The sequence below is a fragment of the Bradyrhizobium sp. USDA 4452 genome, assembly GCF_054063575.1.
Map to the genome: position 1 here is coordinate 6,190,248 of NZ_JBSSGK010000001.1, position 21,671 is coordinate 6,211,918.

14 protein-coding genes and 2 pseudogenes are annotated in these 21,671 nt (G+C 60.2%); 9 read left to right on the forward strand and 7 right to left on the reverse strand.

The annotated features are described in order from the left end of the window. Positions 1–335: 335 nt before the first annotated feature. The 4 genes from ACVISU_RS29260 to ACVISU_RS29275 all read right to left on the reverse strand — a co-directional run bounded on the left by ACVISU_RS29260 (position 336) and on the right by ACVISU_RS29275 (position 3,129). A complete protein-coding gene (locus ACVISU_RS29260) occupies positions 336–1,094 on the reverse strand; it encodes a TIGR02391 family protein (RefSeq protein WP_456709217.1) in 759 nt (252 codons plus the stop codon). 18 nt (positions 1,095–1,112) lie between these two features. Beyond that, positions 1,113–1,811 carry a hypothetical protein gene (locus ACVISU_RS29265; protein ID WP_456709218.1) on the reverse strand — a complete coding sequence of 233 codons (699 nt, stop codon included), beginning with the start codon at positions 1,809–1,811 and terminating at the stop codon, positions 1,113–1,115. Positions 1,812–2,474: 663 nt separating this feature from the next. Continuing rightward, positions 2,475–2,726: a hypothetical protein gene (locus tag ACVISU_RS29270; RefSeq protein ID WP_456709219.1), complete on the reverse strand. Its 252-nt coding sequence runs from the start codon at positions 2,724–2,726 to the stop codon at positions 2,475–2,477. Continuing rightward, the gene (locus ACVISU_RS29275; protein ID WP_456710929.1) at positions 2,719–3,129 is read right to left on the reverse strand and encodes a group II intron maturase-specific domain-containing protein; all 411 of its coding nucleotides are present in this window, start codon (positions 3,127–3,129) and stop codon (positions 2,719–2,721) included. Before ACVISU_RS29275 ends, ACVISU_RS29270 begins: the two co-directional genes overlap by 8 nt. Here ACVISU_RS29275 and ACVISU_RS29280 point away from each other — a divergent pair. Next, positions 3,022–3,648: a type IV toxin-antitoxin system AbiEi family antitoxin domain-containing protein gene (locus tag ACVISU_RS29280; RefSeq protein WP_456710930.1), complete on the forward strand. Its 627-nt coding sequence runs from the start codon at positions 3,022–3,024 to the stop codon at positions 3,646–3,648. The genes ACVISU_RS29275 and ACVISU_RS29280 overlap by 108 nt on opposite strands. A gap of 640 nt (positions 3,649–4,288) precedes the next feature. Beyond that, positions 4,289–6,412, forward strand: a complete 2,124-nt coding sequence (locus ACVISU_RS29285) for a prolyl oligopeptidase family serine peptidase (protein WP_456709220.1) — start codon at positions 4,289–4,291, stop codon at positions 6,410–6,412. A gap of 102 nt (positions 6,413–6,514) precedes the next feature. Here the strand turns inward: ACVISU_RS29285 and ACVISU_RS29290 are convergent, their stop codons facing one another. Continuing rightward, positions 6,515–6,673: an Lrp/AsnC ligand binding domain-containing protein gene (locus ACVISU_RS29290; protein ID WP_456709221.1), complete on the reverse strand. Its 159-nt coding sequence runs from the start codon at positions 6,671–6,673 to the stop codon at positions 6,515–6,517. A gap of 335 nt (positions 6,674–7,008) precedes the next feature. Here ACVISU_RS29290 and ACVISU_RS29295 point away from each other — a divergent pair, with 335 nt between their 5' ends. The 6 genes and pseudogenes from ACVISU_RS29295 to ACVISU_RS29320 all read left to right on the forward strand — a co-directional run bounded on the left by ACVISU_RS29295 (position 7,009) and on the right by ACVISU_RS29320 (position 18,717). Next, positions 7,009–7,224, forward strand: a complete 216-nt coding sequence (locus tag ACVISU_RS29295; protein WP_456709222.1) for an aspartate/glutamate racemase family protein — start codon at positions 7,009–7,011, stop codon at positions 7,222–7,224. A 42-nt stretch (positions 7,225–7,266) separates the two neighbouring features. Next, positions 7,267–7,728, forward strand: coding sequence for an aspartate/glutamate racemase family protein (locus ACVISU_RS29300; protein WP_456709223.1), 462 nt, complete (start codon positions 7,267–7,269; stop codon positions 7,726–7,728). A gap of 416 nt (positions 7,729–8,144) precedes the next feature. Then, entirely contained in the window at positions 8,145–8,531 is a 387-nt protein-coding gene (locus ACVISU_RS29305) for an ectoine synthase (RefSeq protein ID WP_456709224.1), read from the forward strand. 10 nt (positions 8,532–8,541) lie between these two features. Continuing rightward, a pseudogene (locus tag ACVISU_RS29310) lies at positions 8,542–16,846 on the forward strand (amino acid adenylation domain-containing protein); the annotation flags it as partial. Between the two features lie 75 nt (positions 16,847–16,921). After that, positions 16,922–17,701, forward strand: a pseudogene (locus ACVISU_RS29315) (thioesterase domain-containing protein); the annotation flags it as partial. A gap of 230 nt (positions 17,702–17,931) precedes the next feature. Then, positions 17,932–18,717, forward strand: coding sequence for a 4'-phosphopantetheinyl transferase family protein (locus tag ACVISU_RS29320; protein ID WP_456709225.1), 786 nt, complete (start codon positions 17,932–17,934; stop codon positions 18,715–18,717). A gap of 266 nt (positions 18,718–18,983) precedes the next feature. On the opposite strand, the gene ACVISU_RS29325 is transcribed toward ACVISU_RS29320, so the two are convergent. Continuing rightward, a protein-coding gene (locus ACVISU_RS29325; protein ID WP_456709226.1) for an IS3 family transposase occupies positions 18,984–20,170 on the reverse strand; the annotation gives its coding sequence in 2 pieces (ribosomal slippage) (positions 18,984–19,918 and positions 19,918–20,170; 1,188 coding nt in all). Between the two features lie 183 nt (positions 20,171–20,353). Here ACVISU_RS29325 and ACVISU_RS29330 point away from each other — a divergent pair. After that, positions 20,354–20,740 carry a hypothetical protein gene (locus ACVISU_RS29330; protein WP_456709227.1) on the forward strand — a complete coding sequence of 129 codons (387 nt, stop codon included), beginning with the start codon at positions 20,354–20,356 and terminating at the stop codon, positions 20,738–20,740. A 397-nt stretch (positions 20,741–21,137) separates the two neighbouring features. On the opposite strand, the gene ACVISU_RS29335 is transcribed toward ACVISU_RS29330, so the two are convergent. Continuing rightward, positions 21,138–21,368: an oleate hydratase gene (locus ACVISU_RS29335; protein ID WP_456709228.1), complete on the reverse strand. Its 231-nt coding sequence runs from the start codon at positions 21,366–21,368 to the stop codon at positions 21,138–21,140. Positions 21,369–21,671: the final 303 nt, after the last annotated feature.

A 21,671-nucleotide genomic window follows, 5' to 3' on the forward strand; every position in this document is an offset into this window, starting at 1 on the left:
GCTCCGTACGACCCTATGGCGGCCCCCGTGATTAGCTGTTCTGACCGACGCGGAACCTATCACCCGGCGCGTGGCCGGCGGGTAAGCTTGTAGTTCGGAGCAGACAAACCCATCGGCTTGTAGAAACAGCCGACCATTAGCACTGGGACACCTCGGCTTGCGATTTCGATCAGTCGGGCATGCTCCGGACTGTCATTCAAACCCTCGGTGATGTGAGCTAGTCCCTTTGTTCGTCACATGAAAGACTGCGAGTAGCGTCCGGTTGGCAGCCCCACAGTCGTTCGATCATTGCGTCGCCTTCGAGAGCACGGGGCGCGCGATCGCGCGTAACATTCTCAAGTTGGCCGACGCGCATCGACGATGCGCAGCAGATGGCTTGCGAGCATGACCTGCTCACGCGCTTCCGCCGGGTCACCTAGGTTCACGGTCCGATGAGAATGAGGGTTCTTATACGATCCGATCGCGCCGGCGAACAAATGCGCCAAGGCTTCTCGCTCGCCCGGTGGATGCGTGAGGTTCGTCAGTCGTCCGCGATTGTCCTTCGGCGCCTCGCTGGGATCGAAGGCCTTGCGCATCAGGTCCGCGCCGAGGTCCGTAGCTTCGTAGCCGCCTGCTTGGCGCACCGCAACTTCCACGGCCTTGAACGCGGCGAACACGGCTTCGTCCAGATCGCCTCTTGCCAACGCTGCCCAGACCTTGTCACGGATCGCAGGATGGATCAGTTCCTTCGGAAAGAGCATCGCCACGCGTGTAGCCTCGAAGTCGTGACCGTTGGCGACGGCCAGACCGGCGTCCGTGAATGTCTTCCAGCCATGAGTACCGTTGATGCCGGGAGAGGACTCGATAAACCCTTCGCGCTCGAGCAGGCGCCATGCCTTGTTTAGGTGTTCGTCTATCTGGGCCTTCTTGAAGAACGGGTAGTTGCTGCCGCGCTCGGCCGCCATTCCCGTGCCGAACGGCTCGGTTGTGATCGCCTCATAGGTAAAGCCGGCGCCTTGCCGCACTTGTTTGGCGATCATCAGCATGATGCGCCCGACGTCAGCGGGGGTCATCTTAAGGAGGTCGTCGGCGTCCTTTATGTAGGTCGAGATCATTGGGGTTCTCGGAATTGCTCAAAGAGCGTCACTGCAGGAAATGGCTGGGCTTTGACCGCGCCAAGTCCAAAAAATTCGAACTTTATCGCCCGGCTGAAGCTTGATCGCTTCCACGATCGCGATTCCGTTCTGCCAGTTGACAGGCACCGTGCGCGAATCGTCTTCTTTCACGTGCTTGAGGCAAGCGGAGGGCGCAGGTGTTTCGGCGTATTCGGACCAACGGATCGAGGTAAAATCGTAGACTAGGGTGAGCTTTTCGGTCGGATACTTGACGTCTTTGCCTCCCAAGGAGTTGGCGCCCTGAAAGCCGTTCCGGAAGACGTAGATCATACGCGGGCTAGGGGACACGCCGGTCAACGCGTATTCCTTGTTCTGGTCGAGGTCCGCTTCCGATTCGACTGTGTACTCGATCGTGTTCTTGTCTTCACCTGGCGCACGCTTCGTCTTGAGCCGGACCTGCGGCTCGATCGCCTTGATTTCGGGTTCGATTCCGCTGCTGGTGAGGCGAATGGCGTATGCGGCGCTCGTCCGGTGCATGTCGACGTTCTCGACATATGTGGCTTTGTCGAAGACCGCTATGCCGTTGAAGCTATCGACTGGCTGATCTTTCCGCTGATCGGCGAAAAAATCGAAGTGTACGTAAACGAAGTCGCTGGAAATCCTTATGTCGGTGTTCTTCCAGATGTGGGAAGTTGGTCGAAGTCCGGGTTGAACCATTTGGCTCCGAAAATGGCTGAAGCTACGCCGAGAATAGCAATCAGTATCTCTTTCATTCGAATGACCCTGGCTTTACAACCCAAGCTTACCACAACTTCTCGGCGTTACTGCAAGGTGTCTAATCGAGGCATCCCGCAGTGAAGTGCCCGATACCAAGTCCGAAGCGGTTCGTCGGCAGAATGCGCGAAACGGCCGGACGAGAAACTGCGAATGGTTTTCCCTCGTTTTTGTCGCGACCGGGATTGTCCGACCCGGCGGTCCTCAACATAACCACGCAAGCTCACCGAGGACGACAGACGAGAATACCCAGCCGACACGTCGAACTAGCAAAGACCGGTTATGCTATCGAGATGGACGGGATCCTCAATTCCGAGTTCAGCACTAGAATGGGTGCCGCAGACGGCGCCCTCGAACTGAAGCGCCGCTTCCCGAAGGTCCGGATCCGAATGGGATAAATTAGCAGACCAGGTTCGATCCGCCGACGTGAAGCGGGCTAGTCAGCGTTGACTGGCAGTCAAGCTGCTTTCCTGCGCCGGCGAGGAGGCTGCGCGGCGGGCGCCATCGCGTTGGTTGGATCGGCCTGAAAGATGAAATGGCCTCGCAGCCAGCCGGATAGATATCTTGCCAGATCGCGATCGCGGAGGCTCCACATAAGTATCTCGTTCAGCAATGGAGCCCAATCGCGGCTCCGGTTGAGATGCCGTCAATCTTGATCTCGCCAGCCAGCCAATCGTAGAAGTCCTTGCGTGACTTGATATGAGCCGGTTTGTTCTGGTTTTTGCCGGTTTTCACATCCTGGCCGGGGAACGGCTGAATCAGAATATGTAAAAGTAGGCGGTGAGCGCCGCGTCGCGTTTGTGCGATCGGTTTCTCACCGCCTCTTCCCGAACCGGACTTGCGTCTTTCGTTACGCATCCGGCTCTCCGGAAGTCGTGGCGAAGGCAGGTGTTTCCATCCAAGCAAGGCGGTACCGGCAGACCGGGGTCCATGCGAGCACAAATTGCTCGATTGGTCCGTCCTGCCAGACCTTACGTGTGCGCCGAAGTCGACTTGGCCTGCGTGAGGCCAGAATCTCGTGCGCTCCCGCTTTTGGGCGTTTGTACCGTAACCAGCGCCATATTCGATCGCCGACATACCAGTCGATGCTGGTGAACACGTCGAACGCATAAGCACAGTAGCGGTAGTAGTATGCCCATCCGCGGAGGATGGAATTAATCTCTCGAAGCTTTTCACCAAGTCTGACCAGCGTGGTATTGCGCGCCCTTCCGAGCTTGCCACGGCAGGCGTCACGGCGGCGACAATTGCCCGCATGAAGCAAAAGGGCCTTGTCGTTCAACTTGGACGTGGGCTCTACCAACTGCCGGACGCTTCCACCGATACGCATCACTCGCTCGCCGAGGCGGCCAAGCGCGTACCCAAAGGAGGCGTCGCTCTGATTTCCGCGCTCGCTTTTCACGATCTGACCGATACCATCACCTCTATGGTCTGGCTCGCCATCGGCCCCAAGGATCGGCAACCGCGTCTGACCCATCCACCCATGCAGTTCGTTCGCTTCAGTCCGGAGCGGCTTCAGGAAGGTGTCGAGACACATATCATCGAGGGTTGCCCGATGAAGATCTTCAGCCCGGCCAAGACCGTCGTCGATCTTTTCCGCTATCGGCGGAGGGCCGGGACACGCTATCGTCACAGCACCGGGCTCAATCTCGCGCTCGAAGGTCTGCGCGAAGTGCTGCGTACCCACAAGGCCAAGCCTGCCGAGATCGCGGCCTTCGCGCGCAAGGCCGGTGTGTGGAAAGCGATGCAACCCTATATCGATGCGATGACCGCCAATGGCTAGCGTTGTGTCGACAGGCAGGCGAGCGTCTGGCTCATGTCGCTAAAGTCAGAATGCGCTTTGCGATATTGGACACCGGCCTTGCGCATACGTGGCGACCGCTGAACGTAGGGATGGCAGTTCAAGAACGAATTGCGTCTGGATCATAAGACGAGCGAAAAGGCGGGCTCGCTTCCATTTTCCAGGAGATCCTCTTACTGGCGCCAGCGCATCGCTTCGCGGCAGGCCGAACTATGGCGGGTTCAACTCGGCAAAGGCTGGCCCCGAACGCGCCAAAGCTCCGGCGGCTAACAGCTTGCGTCGTCTGTCCGAGCGCAAACGAGAAGCAGCCCGCCGCGATATCGCACTGCTGATTTCCCAGGTCGAACCAGCGGCCTCAAAGGGCAGGCGAGGCTGTCTGATGCCGAAAGCTTGTCCGGCAGACACCTGATTGTCAGCTTCAGACCCAATGTCGGGAAGCTGACCTGGCGATGCGGTACGACGCGTCAGATACTGCTGTTTTCCAGACGGCATGCTGCTTGCACAATCGAGGTGCGGGCGGCGCGACATAGTACGTGCACGCTCAAAACACGAATTTCGCGACTGTCGCCCGGTCGCAAGAATCTGCGGGCTCGCCCTGCGTGCGCCCATCGAGGAGACGACAGTGAAAAAGTCCGTTCTGCGCGCCGGCTTGCTCTCGATCATATGTCTGACAGTCGCGCTGCTCCACGGCCAGTCTGGTGCGACGCCGGCGGACGATCCGTTCCTCTGGCTCGAGGAGTCCGAGGGGCCGCGCGCATTGGCCTGGGCCCAGGCCGAGAACGAAAAGACGCTCGGCTCGCTGCAGTCGGATCCTCGCTATGATCGCTTTTATCGGGACGCCCTAACCATCCTCCAGGAAAAAGACCGGATTCCGTACGTTTCGCTGGGAGGACGAGGTCTCGAAAATTTCTGGCAGGACGAGAGCCATGTGCGTGGCATCTGGCGGCGTACCACCCTTGAGAGCTATCGAAGCGAGGATCCGCGATGGGAGACCATCCTGGACATCGATGCGCTCGCTGCCGCCGAGAACAGGAACTGGGTTTACAAGGGGCACAGCTGCTTTAGACGCCGCTGCCTCGTCGAACTTTCCGATGGTGGCAAGGACGCCGTATCCATACGCGAGTTCGATCGCCAGGCCAAAAGCTTTGTTACAGGTGGATTCGAGCTGCCAGAGGGCAAGCAGAGCGTCAGCTGGCTCGATCGTGACACTGTCCTCGTTGCACGTGATTGGGGCGAGGGGACCACGACCGAGGCCGGCTACCCTTTCGTATTGAAGGAACTCAGGCGCGCTCAGCCGCTCGACCAGGCGCGCGCGGTCTTTCGTGGCCAGCGCACCGACTTTAAAATCGGGCCATTGGTGCTTGGTGACGGGAGGATCAATGTGACCGGCGTCGACCGTCGGATCAACGGCTTCGAGCGCCAGTATGTGCTGTTCGGGCCCGCGGGGCCGATCGAGCTCAATCTGCCGAAGAAGTCGGCGATCGTCGGCATCGTGAGTGGCCGCCTGCTTGTGAAACTGGACGAAGACTGGATGCCCAGCGGCGAGAGCAGCTTCAAGGCCGGCTCAATGATCTCGCATGACTTCGCCGAATGGAAGCAGGATCCGCTGCGGGCCAAACCATCTGTCGTTTTCCGGCCCAATTGCCGGCAGGCACTCCGCGGATTTGGCAGCAACAGGAATGTCCTGGTGCTGACGATTTTGGACAATGTTCAAAGCAAGGCATTCATCTACAGGTACGATCAGGGCAGATGGCATGCCACGTCGATCCCGCTGCCGGAGAATGCGAGCGTCAGCCTATCAGCCGTTTCCCAGCAAGCGGACGAGATGATGTTTAGCGTCTCTGACTATCTCGCGCCAACGTCGCTTTGGTACTTTGATGCCAAAAGCAAACGGCTCGAGCTCTTGAAGACAGCACCTACCGCGTTCGACGCATCGAAGCATGTCGTCCAGCAGTGCAAGGCAACTTCCCGCGATGGTACGCAAATTCCGTACTTCCTGGTGCGACCAAGGAGCGCAAGATTCGACGGGTCAAACCCGACGCTGCTTTATGGTTATGGTGGGTTTCAGGTTCCGCTTCTCCCTTCCTATGCAGGAACTGTGGGGCGGCTATGGCTCGAACAGGGGAATGCATATGTTGTTGCCAACCTGCGCGGAGGCGGCGAGTTCGGTCCACCATGGCACCAGGCTGGCCAAGGGGCAACGAAGCAAAAGACATGGGATGATTTCATCGCGGTCGCCGAGGATCTGATCCGCCGGAAAGTCACAAGTCCGCGCCGGCTCGGCGTGATCGGCGGCAGTCAATGGAGCCTGCTGGTCGGGGCCGCAATGACCCAGCGCCCAGACCTTTTCAACGCGGCGATCATAGAGGTGCCGCTGTTCGACATGCTTCGATTCACCCACTTGGGCGCCGGCGCGTCCTGGGTCGCCGAGTATGGCGACCCGGCCATTCCCGAACAACGAGAGTGGATCGAGGGCTACTCGCCCTATCAAAAGTTAGTACCGGGCAGGAGCTACCCGGAGCCTTTCATTTTTACCTCCACCAAAGACGACCGCGTCCATCCTGCGCACGGCCGCAAGGCCGCCGCGAAGCTTGCTGCGCTTGGCCAACCTTATTTTTACTTTGAGGACCCCGATGGGGGGCACAGCGCCGCAGCCAATCTCATCGAACATGCGCGAAATTTGGCTCTGGAATATACATGCGCATCCAGGCGGCTTTCGTCCGAGCCACGAGGAGCCGCACCCTAAGCATAGGTCGACGGCCCTGTGGACCTAGCTCAGCTCTTCATGCTGGTGAACGAGCTGACGTCAGCAAAGTCGAGACTGGCGATCAGTTTCTTGTAAACTGCGTCAAAAGACCTCTAGAGCCGGCACCACGAGGCGGAGCAGACTATCGGTTCCGCCGATTAAGCGAGAGGCTTCGAGGATTTTCGGAATTTGCGCAACGGCACGACGGAAATCCTCAAGACAGCCATCGAGTGACGCGACGGCGCAGACCCATGAACACACTCATCGGACGTTGGCTTCGCGTCACTCGACCAGGGCGACGCGCCGATCAAACCGCGGTCCTCCACCGTGCTTGATGCACCGCCAACAGGCGACCGCTCGATTCGGCGAGCGGCGTCACGGGAGTCGTTGCGTCGAGCTGCAACTTGCCCAGAATCGTTCAGGCGACGGCATGCCTTTCAGCCGGCTTCGCAGCTCCGGTGAGAAGAGCTTTTCCATCGCAGGGATAAGGCCTTTGATTTGCTCTTTCCAGAGAGATTGCGCGAAACAACGCCGACTATTTGCCGCCGAAGGCGCGGCACGCCGATGTCGCCTTCGTATCAAGTGGAGATCGTAAAGTGCAGCGAACCATCGGGCTGATCGGAGGGGTGAGCTGGGAAAGCACAGCCATCTATTACAAGGAAATCAATGAAATCGTCCGTCGGCGCCGCGGCGGTCTGGCCTCGGCAGACATCTTGCTTCGCTCTGTTGACTTCGCCGATATCGTCGCCCTTCAGAAGGCGGGAGAATGGAGGCAAGCCGCTGCTCATCTGGCGAGGATCGCCCGGCAGTAGGTCGATGCAGGCGCCAGCTACATCCTGATCTGCACCAATACGATGCATGTGATTGCCGACATCGTTGCTGCCGAGCTGAGTGTGCCGCTCATCCACATCGTCGATGTGACCGCTGCGGCTCTGCTTGCCGCTTTCGTCACGCGGCCACTCTTGCTCGGGACACGCTATACGATGGAGCAGCCGTTCTATTGTGAGCGCCTGCGGCAGCGGTTCGGCCTTTCGCCGGTCATACCGGCGGAGGACGAGCGGAGCCGGATCCACGATGTCATTTTCGATGAGCTGTGCTGCGGCACGGTCTCTGATCACTCGCGCCAGGAAGTTATTGATATCATTGCGCGAGGTCGTGCCCGGGGCGCCGACGCGCTCATCCTTGGCTGCACGGAGATTGGTCTTCTCATCGGTCCCGAACATACACAATTGCCAGTGTTCGATTCGGCGAGGCTGCATGCCAGGGCGGCAGCTGATTTTGCAGAGGGCAGCGGTCGGCTCATGCCGTCTCCCTAAGCGCGCAGCGACAATCGCATCGCTGATCGACGTCTGATCTCGTCCGCGGTGAAGCCATCTGGCCTTTGCAGCGGTCTCAACGCGCTGCATCTGGCCATCTCAGGCAGCGCGCAGCGCATCAAGGACAATTGTTCGCTTGATGTTGCCAGTTTGTCAGATTGGCTTCACTGCTCTGCTGATTTTCGCTCGCTAGCCAGCTGAAACAGCCACAAATTCATCTCTTAATCTGCGTGCGACCATGGCATGAGGTTTGCTCAGTTCGCTGAGAGGCTGCGGTGCTGTACTCGCGCCGCGAGGAAAAGCGAAGGAAGGAAACAACTTGCCAAATCTGCGACCGAAACCGCTTTGTCTGCCCGGCAACATCACCAGCAGCTGCAGCGACAATGAATTTAACGTGTATTCGGCAGTCGCACCCTATGATTGTGCGTAGCCTGCACGATGTTGAAGCGACCGATCACTTCGTCGATTGGGGCAATGGTACGAGTCACCGCCTTCTGACGGAGAGGGACGGCGTGGGTTTTAGCGTCTGCCACACTGTGGTCCGCGCTAACACCGTTTCGCTTCTGCAATACCGGAACCATCTCGAAGCCTGCTACTGCATCGCCGGAGAGGGCGAGGTCGAGGACATGGACGGCAATGTCTTCTCCATTCGTAAAGGCGACATGTATGTGCTCGACAAGCATGACAAGCATCTTCTGCGCGGAGGACGGGACAAGGACCTGATCCTCGTCAGCATCTTCAACCCGCCTCTTAACGGAACCGAGCGCCACAAGCTCGATGACCCGGCAGGCTCGGCATATTGAGCAAGGCGAAGATTGCATGACGCAGCCTTTGCAAAGTTTGTTACATGCCGTGAGGGCCGATGCGGGGCAGCCGGTCAGCCGCATCGACATTCTGTCGACCGACGAACGCAAATATCTACTGGAGGAGTTGAACCGGACGGCGGCGCCGTATCCGTCGGAGCTGTGCATCCATCAGCTGTTCGAGGCGCAGGTGCAGAAGGCGCCGCAGGCGGTGGCGGTGGTCCATGAGAAGGAGAGATTGAGCTATGGCGAGCTCAATGCGCGGGCCAACCGGCTGGCGCATCAGCTGATCGAACGCGGGGTCAAGCCGGACCAGCCGGTGGCGATCTGTCTGGAGCGCAGCGTGGCGATGGTCGTCGGTGTCCTGGCGATCCTGAAGGCGGGCGGCGCCTATCTGCCGCTGGATCCAGCCTATCCACCGGCGCGGCTGCGGCAGATTGTCGGCGATGCAGAACCGCAACTGCTGCTTTGCGATACAGCCGGCCGAACCGCATTGGGCGGCGAGGCGCTCGCCGATGTCAGCGTGGTCGATCTGGATACTGGCACCCCGGCCTGGTGCGAACGCCCCCCTTCGGACCCGGACCCACGCACGCTTGGTCTCACATCGCGTCATCTCGCCTATGTGATCTACACCTCGGGCTCGACCGGAACGCCCAAAGGCGTGGAAATGTCCCACGGCTCGCTCGTGAATTCGCTTGCCGGGATCAGCACGTCAAAACTGCGTACACTTCAGTTCGCGACCCTGAACTTCGATGTGTCCTGCCAGGAATTGTTCATTTGTTGGAAGGACGGCGGAGTACTTGTGCTCCTGCGGGAAGAAACCCGGAGGCGATTCTCCGACCTATTGGAGTTTATCGAGCGGCAGGCAATCGAGCGGCTTTTCCTCCCATTCGTGGCATTGAATCATCTTGCAGAAGTCTGGAGCACGCAGCGCGTGCAGCTGCCCTCTTTAAGAGAGCTTTATACAGCCGGCGAACGATTGCAGGCCACTCCATCGCTGAGGGCGTTCTTCGAAGCACACCCGAAAGCGAGATTGATCAATCAATATGGGTCCACAGAAATCAGCGTTATTTCCGAGCACCACCTTGCAGCTGATCCGTCAGGTTGGCCCGAGATGCCTCACATTGGGCGTCCAATCGCCAACACGCTTGTGTACCTGCTGGACGGCCATGGCGCGCCCGTTCCGTTTGGCGCGGTGGGCGAGCTTTACATCGGCGGGGCGGGGGTGGCGCGCGGCTATTTGAACCGCCCTGAACTGACAGCGGAGCGGTTCGTCGCCAGTCCCTTTGTCAAGGGCGATCGGCTGTACCGGACCGGTGACCTCGGGCGTTATCTGCCGGGCGGCAATATTGAGTTTTTGGGCCGCAATGACGACCAGGTGAAGATCCGCGGCTACCGCATCGAGCCGGGCGAGATCGTAGCAAAGCTTTGCGAGCACGCCTTTGTGCGCGAGGCGGTGGTGGTGGCGCGCCAGAGCCGCGCCGGCGACAAGCATCTGATCGCCTATGTAGTCTGCGCGCCGGAAGCTGCGGACGAGGCCGATGGGGGCGGGCTTGCGGGCGCCTTGCGCGCGCACTTGAGTAGCCGGCTGCCGGACTACATGGTGCCGGTGGCGTTCGTGCCGATCGCGGCGCTGCCGCTGACGCCGAACGGCAAGCTCGATCGGAACGCGCTGCCGGCGCCGGCCGATGAAGCCTATGCGCTGGCGGCCTATGAGCCGCCGCAGGGCGCGGTCGAGACCGCGTTGGCGCAGATCTGGGCCGAGCTCCTCGGTGTCGAGCGCATCGGGCGCCACGACCACTTCTTCGAACTGGGCGGCCACTCGCTCCTGGCCGTGCAGGTGTCGAGCCGGCTGTCACAGGCTGTCGGGGTCGAACTGCCGCTGTCGACACTGTTCGCAAGGCCGGTGCTGACTGACCTGGCGGCAAGCATCGTCGAGCTGTTGAGCCGCTCCGGTCCGCAACAGCTGCCGTCGATTGCAGTCGTGTCGCGGCATGAGCCGCTTACGCTGTCGTTTGCGCAGCAGCGGCTCTGGTTCTTGGCGCAGCTAAACGAAGACAGCACCAATTATCACATTCCGCTGGCCCTGCGACTGCGCGGAGCGCTCGATCGCAGCGCCTGGCAGCGCAGCCTTGACCGTCTGTTTGCACGTCATGAGGCGCTGCGCAGCGTCTTTGTCGCGACGCAAGGCAAGCCCCGCGTCGAGGTCCTGCCGCCGGATGCGGGATTGCCGATAGTCGACCACGATCTTCGGCACAGTGCTGATGCGGAAGCGGCGCTGTTGGATCTGTGCCATGAAGAGGCGCGTACGCCCTTTGATCTTGCGCGCGGGCCGCTGATCCGCGGGCATCTGGTGCGGATGTCGGATGATGAGCACGTCTTCCTGCTGACCCAGCATCACATCGTCTCGGACGGCTGGTCGATGGGCGTGCTGCTGCGTGAACTCAGCCAGCTCTACCGGGCATTCGCGGCCGGGCAGGACGATCCTTTGCCGGCGTTGGCAATCCAGTATCCGGATTACGCCGCCTGGCAACGCCAATGGCTGTCGGGGGAACGGCTGCAGAAGCAGGCGCAGTATTGGCGCAGCGCCCTGGCCGGCACGACCCGTCTTGTCTTGCCGACCGACCGTGCGCGGCCGGCCCAGCAGTCGTTTGCCGCGGCCACGGTCCCGATCGTCATCGATGCGGATCTGACGCGGGCGCTGAAGCGGTTGAGCAGGCAGCATGGCACGACGTTGTTCATGACGGTGCTGGCGGCCTGGGCGGCGGTGCTTTCGCGTCTGTCGGGGCAGGACGATCTTGTGATCGGTGTGCCGAGCGCCAATCGCGGGCGCCGGGAGATCGAAGAGCTGATCGGCTTCTTCGTCAACACCCTGGCGCTTCGGTTGGACCTGTCGGGCGAGCCGAGCGTGTCGGATCTTCTGGAGCGGACGCGGCGCACGGTGCTGGCTGCGCAGGAGCATCAGGACCTGCCATTCGAGCAGGTGGTGGAGATCGTGCAGCCGCCCCGGGCTCTTGATCACACGCCGTTGTTGCAGGTGATGCTGGCCTGGGAGAACAATGCGGTTGGGTCACTGGACCTGCCGGGGCTGAGTATAGAGGCTGCCTCCGAAGAGATCGATCAGATCGAGTTCGACCTGGAGCTGAGCCTTAACGAGCATGGCAGGAAGATCGCCGGAACACTGGGTTATGCCACGGCGCTGTTCGATCGCGCGACCATCGAGCGGCAGCGTGGTTATCTGCTGGCGCTGCTGCGCGCAATGGCTGCCGATGCAGGCCAGGTGATCGGCCGCATCGACATCCTGCCGGCCGACGAGCGCAGCTATCTGCTGGAGGAGTTGAATCGGACTGCGGCACCTTATCCGTCGGAACGGTGCATCCATGAGCTGTTCGAGGCGCAGGTGCAAAAGGCGCCGGAGGCGGTGGCGCTGGTCTGCGAAGATCAGCGGCTGAGCTATGGTGAGCTCAACGCGAAGGCCAACCGCCTGGCGCATCATTTGATCACCCTTGGGGTCAAGCCTGGGGAGCGCATTGCAACCGTGCTGGACCGCTCCGCCGCTCTTGTGGTGGCGCAGCTGGCGATCTTGAAAGCGGGCGGCGTGTATGTACCAATCGATCGCGCCCTTCCCCCAGCGCGACAACAATTGTTGATGGCCGATTGTGCTGCACGCCTGGTGCTTTGCGGCGATGATCTGGTTGAGGCGACGATACCTGTTCTTTCTATTGAGCCGCTCATAGCTGGAACGGGATGTAGTTCCGCTCCTGGGCTGGCGTTGAGCGCTGAAACTGCCGCTTACGTCATGTACACCTCCGGCTCAACTGGCCTTCCCAAAGGAGTCGTTGTTCCTCATCGCGCCGTCAACCGGCTCGTGATCAACAGTGGGTATGTGAAGGTCAATGCAGGAGATCGGGTGGCATGGGCTGGCAATCCCGCCTTCGATGCAAGCACATTCGAAGTATGGGCACCGCTGCTTAACGGTGGTTGCATTGTTGCAGTGCATGCCGCCACCGTCAGGGATGCTCCCAGTTTTGCCCGGGCGCTAGAACAGCACCGCGTGACATCACTGTTTCTGACAACAGCATTGTTCAACCAATATACGTCATCGATTGCTCCGACGTTGGCGCAGCTGAAATACCTCCTCTGTGGGGGTGAGCGCGGTGATCTTGCCTCATTTCTGAGATTGCTGAAAGAACAAGGCCCTGTACGTCTCGTTCACTGCTACGGGCCCACCGAGACGACGACCTTCGCGACGGTCTGGAATTGCCCGGCTGATTTTGATGGGGCAGTGGTCCCGATCGGGCGTCCAATCGCCAACACGCTTGTGTACCTGCTGGACGGCCATGGCGCGCCCGTTCCGTTTGGCGCGGTGGGCGAGCTTTACATCGGCGGGGCGGGGGTGGCGCGCGGCTATTTGAACCGCCCTGAACTGACAGCGGAGCGGTTCGTCGCCAGTCCCTTTGTCAAGGGCGATCGGCTGTACCGGACCGGTGACCTCGGGCGTTATCTGCCGGGCGGCAATATTGAGTTTTTGGGCCGCAATGACGACCAGGTGAAGATCCGCGGCTACCGCATCGAGCCGGGCGAGATCGTAGCAAAGCTTTGCGAGCACGCCTTTGTGCGCGAGGCGGTGGTGGTGGCGCGCCAGAGCCGCGCCGGCGACAAGCATCTGATCGCCTATGTAGTCTGCGCGCCGGAAGCTGCGGACGAGGCCGATGGGGGCGGGCTTGCGGGCGCCTTGCGCGCGCACTTGAGTAGCCGGCTGCCGGACTACATGGTGCCGGTGGCGTTCGTGCCGATCGCGGCGCTGCCGCTGACGCCGAACGGCAAGCTCGATCGGAACGCGCTGCCGGCGCCGGCCGATGAAGCCTATGCGCTGGCGGCCTATGAGCCGCCGCAGGGCGCGGTCGAGACCGCGTTGGCGCAGATCTGGGCCGAGCTCCTCGGTGTCGAGCGCATCGGGCGCCACGACCACTTCTTCGAACTGGGCGGCCACTCGCTCCTGGCCGTGCAGGTGTCGAGCCGGCTGTCACAGGCTGTCGGGGTCGAACTGCCGCTGTCGACACTGTTCGCAAGGCCGGTGCTGACTGACCTGGCGGCAAGCATCGTCGAGCTGTTGAGCCGCTCCGGTCCGCAACAGCTGCCGTCGATTGCAGTCGTGTCGCGGCATGAGCCGCTTACGCTGTCGTTTGCGCAGCAGCGGCTCTGGTTCTTGGCGCAGCTAAACGAAGACAGCACCAATTATCACATTCCGCTGGCCCTGCGACTGCGCGGAGCGCTCGATCGCAGCGCCTGGCAGCGCAGCCTTGACCGTCTGTTTGCACGTCATGAGGCGCTGCGCAGCGTCTTTGTCGCGACGCAAGGCAAGCCCCGCGTCGAGGTCCTGCCGCCGGATGCGGGATTGCCGATAGTCGACCACGATCTTCGGCACAGTGCTGATGCGGAAGCGGCGCTGTTGGATCTGTGCCATGAAGAGGCGCGTACGCCCTTTGATCTTGCGCGCGGGCCGCTGATCCGCGGGCATCTGGTGCGGATGTCGGATGATGAGCACGTCTTCCTGCTGACCCAGCATCACATCGTCTCGGACGGCTGGTCGATGGGCGTGCTGCTGCGTGAACTCAGCCAGCTCTACCGGGCATTCGCGGCCGGGCAGGACGATCCTTTGCCGGCGTTGGCAATCCAGTATCCGGATTACCGCCGCCTGGCAACGCCAATGGCTGTCGGGGGAACGGCTGCAGAAGCAGGCGCAGTATTGGCGCAGCGCCCTGGCCGGCACGACCCGTCTTGTCTTGCCGACCGACCGTGCGCGGCCGGCCCAGCAGTCGTTTGCCGCGGCCACGGTCCCGATCGTCATCGATGCGGATCTGACGCGGGCGCTGAAGCGGTTGAGCAGGCAGCATGGCACGACGTTGTTCATGACGGTGCTGGCGGCCTGGGCGGCGGTGCTTTCGCGTCTGTCGGGGCAGGACGATCTTGTGATCGGTGTGCCGAGCGCCAATCGCGGGCGCCGGGAGATCGAAGAGCTGATCGGCTTCTTCGTCAACACCCTGGCGCTTCGGTTGGACCTGTCGGGCGAGCCGAGCGTGTCGGATCTTCTGGAGCGGACGCGGCGCACGGTGCTGGCTGCGCAGGAGCATCAGGACCTGCCATTCGAGCAGGTGGTGGAGATCGTGCAGCCGCCCCGGGCTCTTGATCACACGCCGTTGTTGCAGGTGATGCTGGCCTGGGAGAACAATGCGGTTGGGTCACTGGACCTGCCGGGGCTGAGTATAGAGGCTGCCTCCGAAGAGATCGATCAGATCAAGTTCGACCTGGAGCTGAGCCTTGGCGAGCATAGCGAGGAGATCGCCGGAACACTGGGTTATGCCACGGCGCTGTTCGATCGCGCGACTATCGAGCGGCAGCGTGGTTATCTGCTGGCGCTGCTGCGCGCAATGGCTGCCGATGCGCAGCAAGAGGTCCGCCGCATTGAGCTGCTGTCGACTGATGAGCGCAGCTATCTGCTGGAGGAGTTGAATCGGACTGCGGCACCTTATCCGTCGGAACGGTGCATCCATGAGCTGTTTGAGGCACAGGTGCAAAAGGCGCCGCAGGCGGTGGCGCTGGTCTGCGAAGCTGAGCGGCTGAGCTATCGTGAGCTCAACGCGAAGGCCAACCGCCTGGCGCATCATTTGATCGCCCTCGGGGTCAAGCCGGACCAGCCGGTGGCGATCTGCCTGGAACGCAGCCTGGCGATGGTGGTCGGGCTCTTGGCGATCCTCAAGGCGGGCGGTGCCTATCTGCCGCTGGACCCGGCCTATCCCAGCGAACGGCTGCGGCAGGTTGTCGACGATGCCGCGCCGCGGCTGCTGCTGTGCGACGCCGCCGGCCGCACAGCACTCGGCCCGGACGTGCTGAATGCCGTGACGGTGGTCGATCTGGCGACGGCCACGCCGGCCTGGGCCGACCGGCCGGATTCGGACCCTGACCCGCGCGCGCTTGGCCTCACATCCAGTCATCTTGCCTATGTGATCTACACCTCAGGCTCAACCGGAACGCCCAAAGGCGCGCAGAATGAGCATCGGGCTATTATCAATCGCCTGATCTGGATGCAAAAAGCCTACGCACTCAATGCGACTGATGTTGTCTTGCAGAAGACCCCATTTGGCTTCGATGTCTCGGCCTGGGAGTTCTTCTGGACGTTGCTTGAAGGGGCGAGCCTGGTGCTGGCGCTTCCCGGTGCGCACAAAGACCCTGATGCGCTTGTCAACTTGATAGTCAGCCAACGCATCACCACAGCACATTTTGTACCATCCATGCTGATCAGCTTCATGGACGCAAAGGGTGTTGATCGCTGCACATCGCTGAAGCGTCTCATCTGTAGTGGTGAGGCGCTGTCTACTTCCCTTGCGCAGAAGGTTCGTCGCGTCTTGCCTTGGACCGATCTGCACAATCTATACGGTCCCACGGAAGCTGCTATCGACGTGACGGCCTGGACTTGTCCGGCTGATTTTGATGGATCGGTGGTCCCGATCGGCCGCCCAATTGCCAACACGCTTGTGTACCTGCTGGATGGTCATGGCGCGCCTGTGCCGTTTGGCGCGGTGGGCGAGCTTTACATCGGCGGGGCGGGGGTGGCGCGCGGGTATTTGAACCGCCCTGAACTGACAGCCGAGCGGTTCATCGCCAGTCCCTTTGTCGAGGGCGATCGGCTGTACCGGACCGGTGACCTCGGGCGTTATCTGCCGGACGGCAATATTGAGTTTTTGGGCCGCAATGACGACCAGGTGAAGATCCGCGGCTACCGCATCGAGCCGGGCGAGATCGTAGCAAAGCTTTGCGAGCACGCCTTTGTGCGCGAGGCGGTGGTGGTGGCGCGCCAGAGCCGCGCCGGCGACAAGCATCTGATCGCCTATGTAGTCTGCGCGCCGGAAGCTACGGACGAGGCCGATGGGGGCGGGCTTGCGGGCGCCTTGCGCGCGCACTTGAGTAGCCGGCTGCCGGACTACATGGTGCCGGTGGCGTTCGTGCCGATCGCGGCGCTGCCGCTGACGCCGAACGGCAAGCTCGATCGGAACGCGCTGCCGGCGCCGGCCGATGAAGCCTATGCGCTGGCGGCCTATGAGCCGCCGCAGGGCGCGGTCGAGACCGCGTTGGCGCAGATCTGGGCCGAGCTCCTCGGTGTCGAGCGCATCGGGCGCCACGACCACTTCTTCGAACTGGGCGGCCACTCGCTCCTGGCCGTGCAGGTGCTCAGTCGGGCATTAGAACTTGGGCTGAGTTTTAGCGCTGCCGACCTCTTCCAAACCCCTATCCTGAAGGAATTTGCATCAAAGGTTCATGTGGAGCCACAGCCCGGTAGCCGAGGGGTAATTTCCGTTCGATCAACCGGATCGCAGCCACCACTCTTCTTTGTCCCCTCAGGTTTTGGGGATTATTCCTATGTCTTCGGTTTGGTGGCGGAAATGGATGTAGATTGCCCCGTCTACGCTCTGCCATGGCCGCCCTTCAATGACGTTCGTCCACCAACGCTTGAGGCGATGGCCGCAGAGGTGATCCTTGCAATTAAAGAGATCCAGCCACGAGGTCCATACCGCTTTGCTGGATACTCATCAGGTGCAATCCTGGCCTATGCAATCGCCGAGCAATTCCTGAGCATCGACGAAGTCGTATCATTCATGGCGTTCATCGATGTTAGTTCACCTGCAGATTCTTCAAACGCATCACATATCAATTTGGCTCGAGAATTTGTTTTGGAGCGCTGTGGAATCTCGCGCGATGAATATGGCGAGGTTTTCGAAGGATGCACGGAGCAATGTTCTGTTTCTGAGTTGCTCGAAAAGGCGCAGCAAATAGGAGCGTTACCTCCAGAGCACGATCTCCACCGCGATGTTTCGATGTATCAAAGGGCCGCGGCATTTCACCGGGCGCTACAATCGTACCGAGGGCCGTCGCTCCCGATCGAGATACATCAGTTTTATGCCAGTGAGCCTCTTATCAGCCCTGGGGTACCACCTGACGAACAACTGCATCGCAATGCAAACTCGCCAAAGAAGGGTTGGGACTTGGTTTTGGATGCAGCGGCCATTCATCCGGTCCCGATGCCAGGTAACCACACGACAATGGTGAACAATCCAGAAAACCGGCAAGTTCTGGCCGGGGCCATTTCAAGGGCGCTAAGTGCGGACTCTTAGATAGACAAGGACTTTCTCTGCTTGGGCTCGAAGGTATCTCAAGCCCCCAAAATACCCCACAGGTCGGCAAGTGGCTCAGTGGTCCAGACTTCGGTCTCGCCGCGAAACCACCGAGACTCTAACTGCCGCCGGATCAAATTCAGGCGCAGATCAGAAGCGGTCCATATGTGGGCGGCCGCCGCCCGCTCTGGTCGACCCTCAAATGTTCGAAAAGCAAGCGGGACCAAGTGATGGAGATTGTCACAATTGATCAACAGAACATCATGGTCGGTATCCGTCCGATAAAACCCTGCGACGAATCCACCCTGTACGCTTCCGAAGTGATGTCCTTGGGACGCGCCGTTGCCAAAGTCCGTCGCGAAAGCGCTGCCGCAAGAGTAGCTGCCCGAACACTTCTTGGACAATTGGGATTCCCACCAACGGCGATTCCGAAGACGCGCTTTGGTGTTCCGCTCTGGCCAGCCGGCGTGGTCGGATCTTTGGCACACCACGATACAGTCGCAGCCGCTGCTATTGCAGGAACGAAAAAAATTGCAGCTCTCGGCATCGACATCGAGCCTAATGAACCTCTGCCGGAGGACCTGATCGAATTGATTGCCACTCCTAATGAACGGCGAATGTACGATCTAAACACGCTCGAGCGGCGCGATCTCTTCGTTTTGAAAGAGGCGGTGTATAAGGCGTGCTTTCCAATGGATTGCCAGTTTCTTGAGTTCCAGGACGTGGAAATTGATATCTTCGCGCGATCAGGACACGTGTCCAAGGTCAATCGCGCGTTTTCGCTCGAGTTACTTATTTCTAAGAATCTAGTCGGGGTGGCGTATTCGCGGCCGAATGGGACGAGCAAGCCGGAAGCTGGCGCTGAGGAGCCGCCGCCGCAGCAGGCGATGCTCGACGCGGCGACGAGCTCGACGACATCTTCGTCTCCGACCTCGCACAGAAACATATCGTCATCTATGCGACGCGGGTTCCGGCCCGCTATGGCGAACCTTGAGCAAAAATCGAGAAGCCGTTGAAAACGAAAATTGGCACCATGCAAACGATCTCGCATCGTGCTTCTGCCCCTGCTTCTCGAACAAATTGGTGTCAGCGTAGTCGGCCTGACGTTCGCGTCCTAAACAACGCGGCGGTCAGGAATCTGTATCGCCTCTGATCGCCAAATCGCTCCAAAAATTGCCATCGGGGACCTGCTAGGGTCCGGCAGGCCAAAAAACTTCGCCACAACATGTTCACGTTGTATGAAGTCAGTCTTGCCGATCAAACCTGACCTGCCACTGAACTTTCATCCAGCGGCATTTAGAGTCTCGGTGGTTTGTACGCCAAGTGGCGCGGGTGGAGCAACGGACGATCGGCGGAGCTGGTCGGGGTTGCGCAGCCGAGCGTCCGTTGCGGTGAGAGTGGCGGCGTAGGCCGCGGGCGTGAGGTATTGCAGCGAGGAATGAGGTCGCTCGCCATTGTAGTCGGCGACCCATGCCGCGAGTTTGGTCCTGGTGTCGTTGAGATCGAAGAACAGCGTCTCATTGAGGAGCTCGTCGCGCATCCGGCCGTTAAAGCTCTCGACGAAGCCGTTCTGCATCGGTTTGCCCGGTGCGATGAAGTGCCAGTCGACGCCGGTTTCCTTGCACCAGGCGAGCATGGCGTTGCAGGTGAGCTCGGTGCCGTTGTCGGAGACGATCAGGCCGGGTTTGCCGCGGCGAGCGACAATCGTCGTCAGTTCCCGCGCCACACGCCGGCCCGAGATCGACGTGTCAGGAATGGCGCCCAGACATTCCTTGGTGACATCGTCGACGATGTGGAGGATGCGGAAGCGTCGTCCATTGGCGAACTGGTCGTGGACGAAGTCCAGCGACCAGCGCGCATTCGGCTTTGCTTCCACCAGGATCGGTGCCCGGCACCCCATGGCCTTGCGGCGAGCCCGCCGCTTGCGGACCGTCAGCCCTTCTTCCCGATAGATCCGGTGAATGCGGTTGATGCCTGATGGCTCGCCCTCCCGCCGCAGCAGGACGAACAGTCGACGGTAGCCGAACCGTCGGCGCTCGTGAGCAAGGTCGCGCAGCCGGGCACGAAGATCCGTATCCGGAGGGCGGCAAGATCGGTAACGGACCATCCTCCGATCCGCGTCGACGATCGTGCAGGCCCGTCGCTCCGACAGGCCCATCACGGCCTTCAGGTGCGCCACAGCTGCGCGCTTGGCGGCGGGCCCTACCATTTTTTTGACAGAAGCTCGCGAAGGGCGGCCGCGTCGAGCATCTGCTCGGCCAAAAGCTTCTTCAGCTTCGCGTTCTCCTGCTCCAGCGACTTCAGCCGCTTGGCTTCGGAAGCTTCCATGCCGCCGAATTTGGCCTTCCAATTGTAGATCGTCGCTTCGGAGACTCCGTGTTTGCGAGCCAGGTCAGCTGTCGTCGCCCCAGCCCCATGCTCCTTCAACACTGCGATAATCTGCTCTTCCGTGAACCTTGCTCGCTTCATCTGTCCGTCCTTGCTCGGGCCGGACTCTAACTCCATCTGGAGGAAATACTCAGGGGCAGGTCAAACCTACCAAAAAAGGTAAGTATCACATATTGAAGATCGTGTTACCCTCCGACGATTGATGAGAGTTGGGCCTCGAAACCCAATCACAACGTTACAGTTTCTTGAAAGAGGAGACGCACAATGGCAACGAGTATAGCCGAAGACGAGAAACGCCGTACACAACAAGGGCCGCAAGTGGCCCAGACATCGCCCGTTGGCCCAGGTGGCGCCGCTGAGCACACTAAAGAATCGACGGCAGCCTCGCGCGCTTCATTCGTGTTTCCAGAATGGCAGAAGTCGATCGAAGTAACGACCAACTTCTTCGCGGCGATGTTGAAAGATGGATTCAGATTGACTGCTTCCTCTTTGCAAGATCATGCCAATTTTCTAAAAGTCGTTGCCGAGGTCAAAAGTCCCTCCGAGTTGCTGAAAAGCTATCTGGACTTGGCAGAGCGATCCTGGTCGAGGTCGTTTAGTGAAGGATCGAAGTTGTTGGATAATCTCAAGATACAACAACATCAGCGGTGAGCAGTCGAATTGATATAGGTGAAGACCTTGGGGCGGTCGCCTAATATTCCCCAAGATCGCCTGATCAGATAATTCTGATTGCAACGCGCCTTCGGTAGAGGCGAAGCATTTGTCGAGCGGTCAGCTCATTGCCGCCATTGCTGAAAACGGACACGATTGCAAAGACAGCAAAGCCGGCCGGGCATTGGTGCCCGCGCCTTGCATAAGGCCGCGCTCGTAGCAGCGAACCGCATCGCTTAAGTGCCTGGCTGCGCCGCGGCTGCAGGCGCAACTTGGAAGGATCGCGTCGATTTCTGTGCTGGGCCCAACCGTCAGGGGAAAACGCTGAAGCGCTGTGGCGATCAAGCAAATGGTCGACGTCGTCGCTCCTTCCAGAAGAACTCCTGATGGAACTCCATCAGTTCGTCCTTAACCGACTTCGTCGGGCGGCAATCGAAGGAATGAAGGATAACAAGCCGTAGGTGCAGTTGAACGTTTCCTCAAACATGCGCCCGCCACGCATGACATATCCATCCTTAGGATTGCCATGCGCGATGAGGCTCCCGCCGAACTGCTCCATTTGTTCGAAAAGGACGATATCCGGGCCCGACAGCCCGTCCTCCTGGAGGAGGTAGGCCGCTGCGGCCAAGGCGGCAATGGGCCTGTTCCGATCAAATAGGCTTTGCCAGGAGCCGTTTGCTTAGCTGATTCTAGACGGAAAAGGGAGAGGCAGAGAACATAACGGTTTCCGGCATATCAGCGGTTAGAATATCAGTCAGCGCAATCGGCGGGCCGACACGGACCCGTGCAATGAATGTTCGTGAAGTACAGCTCCGCAGTCCATCACTGCAGAGATCATGAGCAGCAATTGCGCCACGTCTTACGTCTTTCGGGGACCCAATTAAAGGCATGCCAGCAGAAATTCGCAGCGCGTAGAAAACCGCTTGGAAGC